The organism is Kocuria salina, assembly GCF_013368965.1.
Lineage (GTDB): Bacteria > Actinomycetota > Actinomycetes > Actinomycetales > Micrococcaceae > Kocuria > Kocuria rosea.
Genome location: NZ_SSSF01000002.1, coordinates 295389 through 307794 on the forward strand (window position 1 = coordinate 295389; position 12406 = coordinate 307794).

Below are 12406 nucleotides of genomic sequence, written 5' to 3' on the forward strand. Positions count from 1 at the left end.
GCTGTCCCCCGACGACGATGACGAGTCCCGACACGAAGCTCTGGCTGGTCGGGCGGCAACCCTCTCCCGTAGCGGGGTGCCCCAGATGAACATCGGGCCGCGGTGCACGTGCTCCGCGGCAAGTACGGCGCCCACCAGTGCGTCGGACCCGCGGGCAGGTCTCCACGACGCACGGGCGCGGGTCGGTATCGACCCGGGAGGAACACCCCATGAGCAAGCGCATCGCCCTGAACGCCTTCGACATGACCTGCGTGGGCCACCAGGCCCCCGGTCTGTGGAAGCACCCCCGCTCCCGGGCGGACGAGTACAACACGATCGAGTACTGGACGGACGTCGCCCAGGTCCTGGAGAAGGGGCTCTTCGACGCGCTGTTCCTCGCGGACGTCGTCGGGTACTACGACGTCTACCAGAACTCCGCGGCCCCGGTGATCCGGGACGCCACCCAGATCCCGGTCAACGACCCCTTCATGCAGATCTCCGCGATGGCGGCCGTGACGAAGCACCTCGGCTTCGGCGTGACGAGCGCGATCACCTACGAGCAGCCGTACCCGCTCGCCCGGAAGTTCGCGACCCTCGACCACCTCACGAAGGGCCGGATGGGCTTCAACGTGGTGACGTCCTACCTGAAGTCGGCCGCCGAGAACCACGGGCTGACGGAGCAGATCTCCCACGACGAGCGCTACGAGATCGCCGAGGAGTTCATGGAGGTCTGCTACAAGCTCTGGGAGGGCTCCTGGGAGGACGGCGCGGTCCGGCGCGACCGGGTCAACGGGGTCTTCGCCGACCCGGCGCTCGTCCACCCGATCCAGCACCACGGCAGGTACTTCGACGTCCCCGGCATCGGGCTGACCGAGCCGTCCCCGCAGCGCACGCCGCTGATCTTCCAGGCCGGGGCCTCCTCCCGCGGGCGGGCGTTCGCCGGCCGCCACGCGGAGGCGGTGTTCGTGGGCGGCATCCGCCCGGACCTGACCCGGGTGGTGACCGACAAGCTGCGCGACGAGGCGGAGGCCGGCGGGCGGAACCGGGACGACCTCAAGATCTTCGCCATGCTGCACGTGATCGTCGACGAGACCGACGCGAAGGCCGAGCAGAAGCGCCGCGACTACGAGCGGTACGCGGACACCGACGGCGCGCTGGGCCTCGTGGGCGGCTGGTCCGGGCTGGACCTGGGCCGCTACGACGAGAACGACGTCCTGGAGTACATCAAGACCGACTCGATCCAGTCCTTCCTGACCCCCTTCACCACGGCCGACCCGCACAAGAAGTGGACGATCAAGGAGGTCGCCAAGCACATCTCGATGGGCGGCATGGGCGTGCCGATCGTCGGGTCCCCGCAGACCGTGGCCGACGAGCTCGAGCGGTGGATCGACGAGGGCGGGCTGGACGGCATCAACCTCGCCTACCACGTGTCCCCGGGCTCGTTCGAGGACTTCGTGGAGTGGGTCGTGCCGGAGCTGCAGAAGCGCGGTCGCTACCGCACCGGCTACGAGGGCACCACGCTGCGCGAGAACCTCTACGGCAAGGGGCAGACCAAGGTGCTCGGCACCCACCCCGCCGCCGCGTTCCGGGGCGCCTACGCGGGCAGGCCCTCCGCCGCGGACACCCCCGCCCGCCAGCTGGCCCTCTGACCCCCGTCCCCTGACCCCGCGGCTCCGCCGAGAGCACGGGGCAGGGCACGGACGAGGGGCCCCCGCGTGCGGGGGCCCCTCGTCCGTGCCGGGTCAGGACGCCGGTGCGGCGCTCCAGCGCAGCAGGGCCGCGACGTCCGTGCCGTGGGGCAGCGCCCCCGGCGGCACGAAGACGGGGCGGCCGTCGGTCAGCACCGCGGCGCGCACCAGCGCGGCGTCGGCGGAGACCCGGCCCAGCACGCCGGCGCCCACGGCCTCCGACTCCTCCAGGGCGATCCACGGCTCGGCGTCCAGGGCGATGAGCTGCTGCTCCGTGTCCAGGTGGGTGTCGTCGATCAGCAGCGTCTCCGCCTGGGCCTGCTGCAGGGCGGAGACCACGGGCGCCATCCCCGAGACGGCGGTGGGGTCCGCGCGTCCCTGCTGCTCGGCGAGCCGCTCGAGCAGCGACTGCTGGCGGTGCGCCACGACCTCCGCCACGCGCTCCTCGACCTGGTGGTCGAAGTCGGCGGACTTGCTGCCCTCCGCCCGGGTGTTGGCGTCCACGACGCTCAGCATCCCCCGGCTCGCCTTGGACAGCTGCTCCTCGACCAGGCCCCGGGCCCGCAGGTCCCCGGCCAGGACGACGAGCTGGGCCCCGCTCTCGGCCACGACCTTGTCGATCTGCTCGGCCACCTGCTCGGTGTTGCGCCGCCACACGTCCTCCGTGTGCCGCTGCCAGCGCCCCTGCGACCAGCCGCCCCCGGGGAACTTCTTCAGGTGCTCGGTCTCGCCCTCGATCTGCTGCTCGTCCGCGGCCCGGACGCGGCTGGCGTGCTGGAGGCAGATCTCGCCGCCGTCCCGGCCCACCTCGGCGACCACGTACGGGAAGTCGTCCGGGCGGTGCCGGAACAGGGGAGTGAGATCGGGGACGTCCTCCACCTGGACGACACCGCTGCCGGCCCGGGGCCCGGGGAGGACCTCGTCGATCTCCACGGTGCCTCCGCGCACCAGCAGGTACCGGCACACCGGGTCCGGCACGCCCTCGGCCGGGCGCACGGCGGCCTCCACCGCGGCGAGGTCGGCCTTGCTCGCACCCTGGCGCTCCAGCTCTCGGCAGATGTTCTCCGGAAGCACGTCGATGGCGTGCAGCGAGTCGACGGTGCCGGTGCTGATGTCCGTGTACACGGTGCACCAGGGGCCCTTGCTCTTGAACAGTTCGGCGTAGCGGTGGAATCGGCTCGTCATGATCGACAACTCCTGCTGGTGAGCGGTGCTTCCTGTGGTGCAGACCACGTTATCCGACCACCAGGGGGCTGGGAACAGACGACCCGACGAGTAGGGTCGGAGGCACACGACCGGCCCCACGGCCGGTGGTCCCGCAGGTCCCACGACGCAGGAGGCAGTCATGAGCGACGTACCCGAGTACGACGAGGCCGACCGGCTCGAGCAGTCGATCGACGCCGATCAGCAGGATCTCGACGACCAGGACGAGGAGGCTCCGGTGCACGCGCCCGACCGCTCGGAGGCGTCCTCCCTCGAGGCGAACCCCGACGACCTCGTGGAGCAGGACCAGGAGGTCGTCCTCGACGAGCCGCAGGAGGTCTCCACGCTCGAGGAGGAGTGAGCCGCGCACCGCGCGGGGGCAAGGACCCCGCGCGGTGCGTCACACCGCGGACCAGCCGCCGTCCGAGGGCATGATCACGCCGTTGACGTTGGAGGCGTCGTCGCTCGCGAGGAAGGCGATGACGGCGGCGACCTGCTCTGCCGTGGCCGTGGCACCGGGGGCGACCGCGTTGGTGCGGATGCCGTCCGCGGCGTGCGTGAGGGCGGTGCTCTTCGTCAGCCCGGCCACGGCGTGCTCGGAGGCGGTGTAGGCCGCGCCCGCGGCGGAGCCGCGCAGGGCCGCCTCGGAGGCCACGTTGACGATCGCTCCCCGTCCGGAGGCCCGGAGCAGCGGGATCGCCGCGCGGGCCACGGCGCCGCCCTCTTCATGGTGGTGCGGAACGGGCCCGGAAAAACTTCCCGGAAAAAATGTGACCTGCTGCATCCACGGAGGGGTCCACGGCGGTAGTACGGGTGCAAGGTCGATTCCGCTTCCGCCAGGGAGCCCGTTCAAGGAGCAGTTACCATGCGCAAGACCCTTTCCGCCGCAGCAGTCCTCGGCCTCGGTGCCGGTGCCCTCAGCATGAGCCCGGCGTTCGCCGCCGAGCACGCCGAGCTCTCCGTGCTCCACGGCGTCCCCGACACCGTCGTGGACGTCTACGTCAACGGTGAACTCACCCTCGACGACTTCGAGCCGGGCACCCTGGCCGGCCCGCTGGAGCTGCCCGCCGGCAGCTACGACCTGGCCATCACGGCCCCCGACGCCGCCGACGCCTCGGAGCCGATCATCGGTCCCGTCACCGCCGATCTGCAGACCGGGATGAGCTACACGGCCGCGGCCCACCTCGACGCCGAGGGCAACCCCACGGCCGCGCTGTTCACCAACGACATGTCCGAGATCGAGGCCGGAAAGTCGCACCTGACCGTCCGGCACGTGGCCGCGGCCCCGGCCGTGGACGTCCTCGCGGGCGACCAGGCGATCATCACCGGGCTCGAGAACCCGAACGAGGAGACCCTCCCGGTCGACGCCGGCACGGTCTCGGCGTCCGTGGCCGCCGCGGGCACCACCGAGCCCGTCATCGGCCCCGCCGATCTCGAGCTCGCCGAGGGCACCCACAACATCGTGTACGCGTGGGGCTCCCTCGAGGCCGGGAACCTGGACCTCGCCGTCCAGACCCTGGAGGGCATGGAGCAGGCGCCCGAGGCCGTGCCGGGCGGCCAGTCCGGCCTCGCGGCCCAGGAGCAGCGCACGATGCTGACCGCCGGCCTCGCGGCCGCCGGTGCGCTCGGGCTGATCGGCGCGGCGTACGGTGCCCGCCGGGTGCTCGCGGGGAACCGCCGGTAGTGAGCGGTCCTGACAGGCACGGTCCGGGTGCGCGGCAGGCTGCGGCCCACCGCGCGCCCGGACCGACAACTCCCGGCACCCGTCGTCGTCGTCTGGCGGCGGTGGGTGCCGGGGCGGTCGCCTCGGTGTCCCTGCTCGCGGCAGCGGCCGTCACCGCTCTCCCGGAGAGCGGGGCCGTGCCGCCCGCGAACTCCCTGGCGGCGGGACCGTACCAGGGCGAGGAGGCGGTGCCGGCAATTGCCGGCCTCGACCGTCCGGTCTCCGCGGAGGCCCCGGCGCAGTCCGCCGCGGCACCCGCGGAGATCCCGGTCGCTCCCGCCACCCAGGCGCCCGCCGAGAAGGTACCCGCCCCCGTGCGGGTGGTCGTGGACGGCTCCCCGATCGACATGCCGGTGGTCCCGGTGGGGGTCGAGGACAACGGGGCCATGACCATCCCGGACAACCACGTGGAGCTGGGCTGGTACCGGTACGGTCCGTCCCCCGGGGCGGACGAGGGCGCCGCGGTCGTCGCCGGCCACGTCGACACCCTCACCGAGGTCACGCCGATGGCGCAGCTCAAGGACGTGCCGGTCGGGGCGGAGGTCCGCGTGGAGCGCGCGGACGGGAGCGTCCAGCGCTACCGCACCGAGTCCGTCCAGCACGTGCACAAGAAGTCCCTCGCGGAGGCGGACCTGTTCCGCCGGACCGGCGAGCCGGTGCTCCACCTCGTGACGTGCGGCGGGGAGTGGCTCGAGGAGATCGGGGACTACGAGGACAACGTGGTGCTGCGGGCGGTCCCGGTGCCCTGAGCGGCGGAGGGAGGCGAGAGGCGCATGACCGGATGGCCGGTGTCCACTAGGCTGGGCACGACTCGTGCGCCCGGGCACCGCCCGGCCGCCCGCGACCACGACCTCCGCCCCACGAGGAGCCCTTCCACGATGCCGCCGCCGCCCCCGGACTGGGGACCCGAGCTCGACGCCGCGTTCGCCGCGGGGGACGAGCAGGCGCTGAGTGCCGCGTACCGGCACTGCGCCGGGGTCATCCGGGGTCTCGCCCTCCGGGCGCTGCGCGACGACGCGGGTGCCGACGACGTGGTGCAGGAGGTCTTCATCCGGGCGTGGAAGTACCGGTCCGGCTACCGCCCCGAGCACTCCTCGGCCCCCGCCTGGCTCATCGGGATCGCGCGCAACTGCATCGCCGACGCCGCGAGGACCGCCGGCCGCGAGGCGGAGCGGCGCCAGGCGGACGCGGTGCGCACCGACCGGGAGCCGCGGCACGAGGAGTCGGACCTGCTGGTGGACCGGCTCGTGGTGCGGGCGGAGGTCGAGCGGCTCGGGCCCCCGAAGTCGACGATCATGGCGCTGGCGTTCTACGAGGAGCTCACGCACCAGCAGATCGCACAGCACCTGGACCTGCCCCTCGGCACGGTCAAGAGTCATCTGAGGCGCGGCCTCACGAACCTACGAACACGATTGGGAGACGGTCATGGCACACCTGAGTGAGGAGTCGCTGACGCTCCTGGCTCTGGGTGAGGCCCTCGACCCCCAGAGCCGGGAGCACGTCGCCTCCTGCGCGGACTGCACGGCCGAGCTCGCGTCCCTGCAGCGCGTCGTGCACGCCGGCCGGGCCGAGGCGCCCGCCGTGACGGCGCCCGGCCCCGGGGTCTGGGCCGCGATCCACGCCGAGCTGGGCCTCTCCGACGAGGTCGCGGCGGATCCGTTCGCCGGCACCCGGGACAGCGCCCGCGGCGACACCGCCGCCGAGGACAGCGCCGGCACCGTCGGCGCCCCCACGGGCTCCGCGGCCGGCCCGCGGGGCGACGACGGCGCAGGGCGCGGCGGGGCGACCGTCGTCGACCTCGACGCCCGCCGGCGCAGGCCCCGGCGCGGGGTGCCGTACCCCTTGGCCGCCGCCGCGGCCGCCGCGGCGCTGCTCGTGGGCGGCGTCTCGGTCTGGGGCGCGCAGCGCCTGGGCCTTGAGCCGGACCCCACGGTGCTGGCCACGGCGGAGCTCGAGCCCCTCGCCGGCTACACCGCCCGCGGCTCGGCGGAGGTGGACGAGCGCTCGGACGGGACCCGTCAGCTGGTGGTGCGGACCGACCCCGCCGACGTGGACGGGTTCAAGGAGGTCTGGCTGCTCGCCCCCGACGCGCAGCGGATGGTCAGCCTCGGCGTGATGGCAGGGGACGAGGCCGTGTTCGTGCTGCCCGAGAACCTGGACGTCGGCGAGTTCCCGGTCGTGGACGTCTCGAACGAGCCGATCGACGGCGACCCGACGCACTCGGGGGACTCGATCGTGCGCGGCGTCCTGGAGGTCTGAGCGGGGGCTCGGCCCCTCAGAGCAGGGCCGAGGTCAGCCGGGCCACGTTGTCGGCGTACTTGTGCCACAGCGGCCGACGGTTCCACGCGTCGAAGTCCAGCAGGGTGCTGGCCTCGAGGAACTCGGCGACCACCGCATCCATCCGCCGCCGGAAGTCCCGGTCCGCGATGAACACGGAGATCTCGAGGTCCAGGGCGAACGAGCGCTCGTCCATGTTGGACGAGCCGATCACGGAGACGTAGTCGTCCACGAGCACGAACTTGGCGTGCAGCACGGTGGGGGAGCGGTACCGGTAGATCTTCACGCCGGCCTCGACGAGCTCCTGGTAGTAGGAGTTCTGGGCGTGGTAGGCCAGGAAGTGGTCCGAGGTCTCGCCCACGAACAGCCGCACGTCCACCCCGGACTGCGCCTCGGTGGTCAGCGCGTGCATCAGCGACTCGTCCGGGACGAAGTACGGGCTGGCGATGACGATCTGCTCGTTGGCGTTGTAGATCAGGTGGTTGAACAGGCGCAGGTTGTTCTCCGTCTCGAACCCGGGGCCGGAGGGCACGACCTGGGCGAAGACCGGCCCCTGGGTGTCCGGGAGGTCGCGGGCGGCCTCGTCGAGCAGGAGGTCGCCGGTCTCGGAGTACCAGTCGCTCGTGAACAGGGCGTTGAGCTCGGCGACCACGGGACCGGTGCACTCGAGCATCAGGTCCTTCCACTCGAGCCCCTTCCGGCGGTTCCGGCGCTTGTTGTAGGAGCGGTGGATGATGTTCTGCGAACCCGTGTAGGCCAGGGAGCCGTCGACCACGAGGATCTTGCGGTGGTTGCGCAGGTCGGGCCGCTGCCACTCGCCCTTCCACGGCCGGACGGGCAGCATGCGCTGCCACGGCAGCCCGGCCTCGTCGAAGCGCTTGATCATCCCCCGGTACCCCGGGTAGCCCACGGAGCCGAGGTGGTCGATGAGCACCCGCACCCGCACCCCCCGCCGGTGGGCGCGTACCAAGGACTCCAGGAGGGGACGCGAGGCGTCGTCGATGGCCACGATGTAGAACTCGAAGTGGACATAGTCCCGGGCCCGGTCCACGGCGTCCGCCATGATCCGCATCGCCTCGTGGTTGTCGGTGAGGATCTCGAAGGAGTTGCCGCCGACCATGGGCAGGGCGCCGAGCTTGTAGTTCAGGGCCGCGGTGGAGGCCACCCACTCGGGCAGCTCCTCGTCCGTGTTGCCCAGGATGTGGAGGTCCGGGGTGTTCTCGCGGATGACGTCGTTCATCTTCGCCTGCATCGCCATCCGCTTCTTCGGCAGCTTGGCGGAGCCGATGGCCAGGAACAGCAGGATCCCCACGTAGGGCAGCAGGAAGATCGCGAGCAGCCAGGCCAGGGCCACGGAGGGCCGCCGGTTGTGCGGGATCCAGCCCAGGGCCACCAGGTTGATGAGCAGCCCCAGCACCAGCACGACGATCGTCGCGGTCTCCGGGAGGAGGTGCGCGGGGATGCCGCTGAAGGGGAACAGGGCCGGGATCACCTCGCCAGTCTAGGTTCCGGCGCCGCGCGGTCTACGCGGGGCGCGGCAGGACGTAGTCGGTCTCCGGACCGGGGGTCTCGCGGTGAACGAAGCCCGCGGCGACGAGCACCTGCGCGGCCGGCGCGTTGTCCCCGGGCACGCTGGCGCGCACCCCGGTGACCGCGGGGTCCGCGAACGCGACGCCGAGCAGCGCGGTGATGCCCTCCTGCGCGTAGCCCAGGTTCCGGCGGTCCGCGGCGAGGGAGCCCACGATCTCGAGCTCGTCGTCGATCGGCGGGCCCACGAAGCCGGCCGTGCCGACGATCTCGCCGGTCGACTTCTCCACGACGGCCATCCGCGCGTACACGGACTCCGTGAAGAAGTAGCCCCCGGCCATGAGGGACTCGCGGGCGAAGTCCATGTCCTCGGCGGTCGGGAAGCCGTGGGCGAAGTGGGCGCCGTGCTCGCCGGCCGCCACGGCGTCGAGCTCCTCGGCGGTGAAGGGGCGGAGCAGGAGCCGTTCCGTCTCCAGGACGGGTGCGGGGCGCTGGGCCTCGAGGTCCTCAGTCATGCTGGTGCTGCTTTCTGCGGGTCCGGGTGCCGAGGGTGGACTGGGTGGATCCGTGGAGCGGGGTGCCGGGGGCGGGGATCCGCCCCCGGCGGATCAGCCGAAGTGCTTCGGCAGCGTGCCCTCGTGCGCGGTGCGGAGCTCGTCCAGGCCGATGCCGAACTCGCTCTGCACGTCCAGCGCGCGGTTCTCGGTGTCCACCACGCCGATCCGCGTGTGCGGATAGGCGCGCATGGTGCACATGTCCTTGAACCGTACTTCCTCGCTGCGCGGCACGGCCACCACGGCCCGTCCCTGGGTCTCGGAGAAGAGCATGGTGAACAGGTCCACGCCGTCGCGCTCGCACACCTCGCCCAGCCCGATGCGCGCACCGGTGTCGAAGCGCAGCGCCATCTCGGCGAGGGTCGCCGCGAGGCCGCCCTCGGCGACGTCGTGCGCGGCGTCGATCATACCGTCGCGGGACATGTTGATCAGCAGGTCGCCGAGCAGCTTCTCCTGGGCGAGGTCCACGGCCGGGGGGAGCCCGCCGAGGTGCCCGCGCAGGTTCGCCCACTCGGAGCCGTCCAGCTCGTCCCGGGTGGTCCCGAGCAGGTAGATCGCCTGGCCGTCCTCGCGCCAGCCCGACGGCGTGCGCCGCCGGACGTCGTCGAGCACGCCCAGCATCGCCACCACGGGCGTCGGGTGGATGGCCACGCCGCCGGTCTGGTTGTAGAGGGAGACGTTGCCGCCCGTCACGGGCACCCCCAGCTGCTGGCAGCCGTCGGCGAGCCCGCGCACGGCCTCGGCGAACTGCCACATGGTCTCCGGGTCCTCGGGGGAGCCGAAGTTCAGGCAGTCGGAGACGGCCGCGGGGCGGGCGCCGGCGGTGGCCACGTTGCGGTAGGCCTCGGCCAGGGCCAGCTGCGCGCCGGCGTACGGGTCCAGGTAGGCGTAGCGGCCGTTGCAGTCGGTGGACAGGGCCACGCCGAGGCCGGTCTCCTCGTCCACGCGGACCACCCCGGCGTCGTCGGGCATCGCCATGGCGGTGTTGCCCTGCACGTAGCGGTCGTACTGGTCGGTGACCCAGTCCTTGGCGCAGAGGTTCGGGGAGGCCATGAGCTCGAGGACGGCGTGCTTGAGCTCCGCGCCCGAGGGTCGCCCGGCGTCGGCCGGGGATCCGGCGAAGCGGTCGGCCTGGAGCCGGTCCTGGTCCACGGGCCGGGTGTACGGCCGGTCGTAGACGGGGCCCTCGTGGGCGACGGTGCGGGGGTCGACGTCGACGATGACCTCGTCGTCCCACTCGATCACGAGCCGGCCGGTGCCGGTGACCTCGCCGATCCAGGAGTGCTCGACGTCCCACTTGTCCATCACGGCCTCGAAGGCGGCGACCTTCTCGGGGGTCACGACCGCCATCATGCGCTCCTGGGACTCCGACATGAGGATCTCGCCCGGGGTCAGGGTGGGGTCGCGCAGGAGCACCTGGGTCAGGTCCACGTGCATGCCGCCCTCCCCGTTGGAGGCCAGCTCCGAGGTGGCGCACGAGATGCCCGCGGCCCCCAGGTCCTGGATGCCCTCCACGAGGGAGCCCTTGAACAGCTCGAGGCAGCACTCGATGAGCACCTTCTCCGCGAACGGGTCGCCCACCTGGACGGCCGGCCGCTTGGACGGCTTGGCGTCGTCGAAGGACTCCGAGGCGAGCACGGAGGCGCCCCCGATGCCGTCGCCGCCGGTGCGGGCGCCGAACAGCACCACCTTGTTGCCCACGCCGGAGGCGTTGGCAAGGCGGATGTCCTCGTGGCGCATCACGCCCACGGCGAGCGCGTTGACGAGCGGGTTGCCTTGGTAGCAGGAGTCGAAGACGACCTCCCCGCCCACGTTGGGCAGGCCCAGGGAGTTGCCGTAGCCGCCCACGCCCGCCACCACGCCGTGCACCACGCGCGCGGTGTCCGGGTGGTCGATCGCCCCGAAGCGCAGCGGGTCCATGACGGCCACGGGCCGGGCGCCCATCGAGATGATGTCGCGCACGATCCCGCCGACGCCCGTGGCGGCGCCCTGGTAGGGCTCCACGTAGGACGGGTGGTTGTGGGACTCGATCTTGAAGGTCACGGCCCAGCCGTCCCCGAGGTCGGTGACGCCGGCGTTCTCGCCGATGCCCACCAGCAGGTCCTTCTTCATCTCCTCGGTGACCTTCTCGCCGAACTGGCGCAGGTGGACCTTGGAGGACTTGTAGGAGCAGTGCTCGGACCACATGACCGAGTACATGGCGAGCTCCGCGGCGGTGGGCCGGCGGCCGAGGATCTTCTTGATCTCCTCGAACTCGTTGTCCTTGAGGCCCAGCTCGGCCCAGGGCAGCTCGGTGTCGGGGGTGGCCGTCGCGTGCTCGACGGTGTCCAGGTTGAAGTGCTTGTCGCTCATGGAGTGCTCGGTGTCCCTTACTTGACCAGTGCCTTGAGGGCGGAGACGAACAGGCCCAGCCCGTCCGTGCCGTCGCGCATGCCGACCTCGCCGGAGGCCGAGGAGTCCGCGCCGAAGCCCGGCTCGACCGCGTGCTCGGGGTGCGGCATGAGGCCCACCACGTTGCCGCCGGCGTTGCAGATCCCGGCGATGTCCCGCCGGGACCCGTTGGGGTTGCCCCCGACGTAGCGGAAGACCACGCGGCCCTCGGCCTCGAGGGCGTCGAGGGTCCGCTCGTCCGCCACGTACTGGCCGTCCTGGTTCTTGAGCGGGACCACGATCTCCTGGCCCTGCTCGAACTCGGTGGTCCACACGGTCGTGCTGTTCTCCACGCGCAGGCGCTGGTCCCGGCACAGGAACTTCAGGCGCTCGTTCTTGATCATGGAACCCGGCAGCAGGTGCGACTCGGTGAGCATCTGGAAGCCGTTGCAGATCCCGAGGACCGGCAGCGGGGCGGACCCGGAGGTGCCCGCGGCGTTCGCGCCGTCGATGATCGGCGCCATGATGGGGGCGAACCGGGCGATGGCCCCGGCGCGCAGGTAGTCGCCGTAGGAGAAGCCGCCGGGCAGGATCACGGCGTCGACGCCCTGCAGGTCCTCGTCGGCGTACCAGAGGGGGACGGGGGTGCCGCCGGCCAGCGTCACGGCGCGCGCCGCGTCGCGGTCGTCGAGGGTGCCGGGGAAGGTCACGACGCCGACGCGCGCGCCGGCGAGCCCAGTGTCCGGCGCGGGGCCGGAGAGGTCCGCGATGAGGGGGGTCTCGAGACCGGCCATGCTCAGTTCTCCTCGGTCTCGTCGAGCACGGCCACGCGCACGACGTCCTCGATGACGGGGTTGGAGAGCAGCTTCTCCGCGGCCTCGCGGGCCTGGGCCAGCGCGTCCTCGGTGGCCTCGCCGTCGACGGTCAGCTCGAAGCGCTTGCCCTGCCGGACACCGGCGAAGCCGTCCAGGCCGATGCGGGGCAGTTCGTTGGCGATCGCCTTCCCCTGCGGGTCGAGGATCTCGGGCTTGGGCATGACGTCGACAACAATGCGGGCCATCGGGGAACTCCTGAGGGTCGAGCAG

13 protein-coding genes and 1 riboswitch are annotated in these 12406 nt (G+C 72.2%); of the genes, 6 read left to right on the plus strand and 7 right to left on the minus strand.

Annotated features, from left to right (window positions below):
* Positions 1–16: 16 nt before the first annotated feature.
* A riboswitch (SAM riboswitch) is annotated at positions 17–131 on the plus strand.
* 78 nt (positions 132–209) lie between these two features.
* The gene (locus E7Z53_RS05480; protein ID WP_017833864.1) at positions 210–1628 is read left to right on the plus strand and encodes an LLM class flavin-dependent oxidoreductase; all 1419 of its coding nucleotides are present in this window, start codon (positions 210–212) and stop codon (positions 1626–1628) included.
* A gap of 93 nt (positions 1629–1721) precedes the next feature.
* Here E7Z53_RS05480 and E7Z53_RS05485 read toward each other — a convergent pair whose 3' ends face one another.
* Positions 1722–2852, minus strand: a complete 1131-nt coding sequence (locus E7Z53_RS05485) for a baeRF2 domain-containing protein (RefSeq protein WP_035927864.1) — start codon at positions 2850–2852, stop codon at positions 1722–1724.
* A 160-nt stretch (positions 2853–3012) separates the two neighbouring features.
* Here E7Z53_RS05485 and E7Z53_RS05490 point away from each other — a divergent pair, with 160 nt between their 5' ends.
* On the plus strand, positions 3013–3231 hold the full coding sequence (locus E7Z53_RS05490) for a hypothetical protein (protein WP_017833866.1): 219 nt from the start codon (positions 3013–3015) through the stop codon (positions 3229–3231).
* A gap of 39 nt (positions 3232–3270) precedes the next feature.
* On the opposite strand, the gene E7Z53_RS05495 is transcribed toward E7Z53_RS05490, so the two are convergent.
* Complete coding sequence (locus E7Z53_RS05495; RefSeq protein ID WP_081615795.1) at positions 3271–3654, minus strand: SDR family oxidoreductase; 384 nt, start codon at positions 3652–3654, stop codon at positions 3271–3273.
* A gap of 81 nt (positions 3655–3735) precedes the next feature.
* Between E7Z53_RS05495 and E7Z53_RS05500 the strand changes: the two genes are divergently transcribed.
* The 4 genes from E7Z53_RS05500 to E7Z53_RS05515 all read left to right on the plus strand — a co-directional run bounded on the left by E7Z53_RS05500 (position 3736) and on the right by E7Z53_RS05515 (position 6852).
* Entirely contained in the window at positions 3736–4554 is an 819-nt protein-coding gene (locus E7Z53_RS05500; RefSeq protein ID WP_035927860.1) for a DUF4397 domain-containing protein, read from the plus strand.
* Positions 4555–4655: 101 nt separating this feature from the next.
* Positions 4656–5342: a class F sortase gene (locus E7Z53_RS05505; RefSeq protein WP_052132985.1), complete on the plus strand. Its 687-nt coding sequence runs from the start codon at positions 4656–4658 to the stop codon at positions 5340–5342.
* A 129-nt stretch (positions 5343–5471) separates the two neighbouring features.
* A complete protein-coding gene (locus E7Z53_RS05510) occupies positions 5472–6035 on the plus strand; it encodes an RNA polymerase sigma factor (protein ID WP_035927855.1) in 564 nt (187 codons plus the stop codon).
* Positions 6019–6852 carry an anti-sigma factor gene (locus tag E7Z53_RS05515; protein WP_176337353.1) on the plus strand — a complete coding sequence of 278 codons (834 nt, stop codon included), beginning with the start codon at positions 6019–6021 and terminating at the stop codon, positions 6850–6852. Before E7Z53_RS05510 ends, E7Z53_RS05515 begins: the two co-directional genes overlap by 17 nt.
* Positions 6853–6868: 16 nt before the next feature.
* On the opposite strand, the gene cls is transcribed toward E7Z53_RS05515, so the two are convergent.
* The 5 genes from cls to purS form a co-directional block, all read right to left on the minus strand.
* Entirely contained in the window at positions 6869–8362 is a 1494-nt protein-coding gene (gene cls / locus E7Z53_RS05520) for a cardiolipin synthase (protein WP_176337354.1), read from the minus strand.
* Positions 8363–8393: 31 nt separating this feature from the next.
* A complete protein-coding gene (locus E7Z53_RS05525; protein ID WP_017833874.1) occupies positions 8394–8912 on the minus strand; it encodes a GNAT family N-acetyltransferase in 519 nt (172 codons plus the stop codon).
* Positions 8913–9005: 93 nt separating this feature from the next.
* On the minus strand, positions 9006–11303 hold the full coding sequence (gene purL, locus E7Z53_RS05530) for a phosphoribosylformylglycinamidine synthase subunit PurL (protein ID WP_176337355.1): 2298 nt from the start codon (positions 11301–11303) through the stop codon (positions 9006–9008).
* A gap of 17 nt (positions 11304–11320) precedes the next feature.
* The gene (purQ, locus tag E7Z53_RS05535) at positions 11321–12115 is read right to left on the minus strand and encodes a phosphoribosylformylglycinamidine synthase subunit PurQ (RefSeq protein ID WP_095651875.1); all 795 of its coding nucleotides are present in this window, start codon (positions 12113–12115) and stop codon (positions 11321–11323) included.
* A gap of 2 nt (positions 12116–12117) precedes the next feature.
* Positions 12118–12381 carry a phosphoribosylformylglycinamidine synthase subunit PurS gene (purS, locus tag E7Z53_RS05540; protein WP_031283211.1) on the minus strand — a complete coding sequence of 88 codons (264 nt, stop codon included), beginning with the start codon at positions 12379–12381 and terminating at the stop codon, positions 12118–12120.
* Positions 12382–12406: the final 25 nt, after the last annotated feature.

Excerpts from the sequence above, each read along its gene's own strand:
- E7Z53_RS05480 (WP_017833864.1), top strand. The coding sequence starts at position 210 with ATGAGCAAGCGCATCGCCCTGAACGCCTTCGACATGACCTGCGTGGGC.
- E7Z53_RS05485 (WP_035927864.1), bottom strand. The coding sequence starts at position 2,852 with ATGACGAGCCGATTCCACCGCTACGCCGAACTGTTCAAGAGCAAGGGC.
- E7Z53_RS05490 (WP_017833866.1), top strand. The coding sequence starts at position 3,013 with ATGAGCGACGTACCCGAGTACGACGAGGCCGACCGGCTCGAGCAGTCG.
- E7Z53_RS05495 (WP_081615795.1), bottom strand. The coding sequence starts at position 3,654 with ATGCAGCAGGTCACATTTTTTCCGGGAAGTTTTTCCGGGCCCGTTCCG.
- E7Z53_RS05500 (WP_035927860.1), top strand. The coding sequence starts at position 3,736 with ATGCGCAAGACCCTTTCCGCCGCAGCAGTCCTCGGCCTCGGTGCCGGT.
- E7Z53_RS05510 (WP_035927855.1), top strand. The coding sequence starts at position 5,472 with ATGCCGCCGCCGCCCCCGGACTGGGGACCCGAGCTCGACGCCGCGTTC.
- E7Z53_RS05515 (WP_176337353.1), top strand. The coding sequence starts at position 6,019 with ATGGCACACCTGAGTGAGGAGTCGCTGACGCTCCTGGCTCTGGGTGAG.
- E7Z53_RS05525 (WP_017833874.1), bottom strand. The coding sequence starts at position 8,912 with ATGACTGAGGACCTCGAGGCCCAGCGCCCCGCACCCGTCCTGGAGACG.
- purL (WP_176337355.1), bottom strand. The coding sequence starts at position 11,303 with ATGAGCGACAAGCACTTCAACCTGGACACCGTCGAGCACGCGACGGCC.
- purQ (WP_095651875.1), bottom strand. The coding sequence starts at position 12,115 with ATGGCCGGTCTCGAGACCCCCCTCATCGCGGACCTCTCCGGCCCCGCG.
- purS (WP_031283211.1), bottom strand. The coding sequence starts at position 12,381 with ATGGCCCGCATTGTTGTCGACGTCATGCCCAAGCCCGAGATCCTCGAC.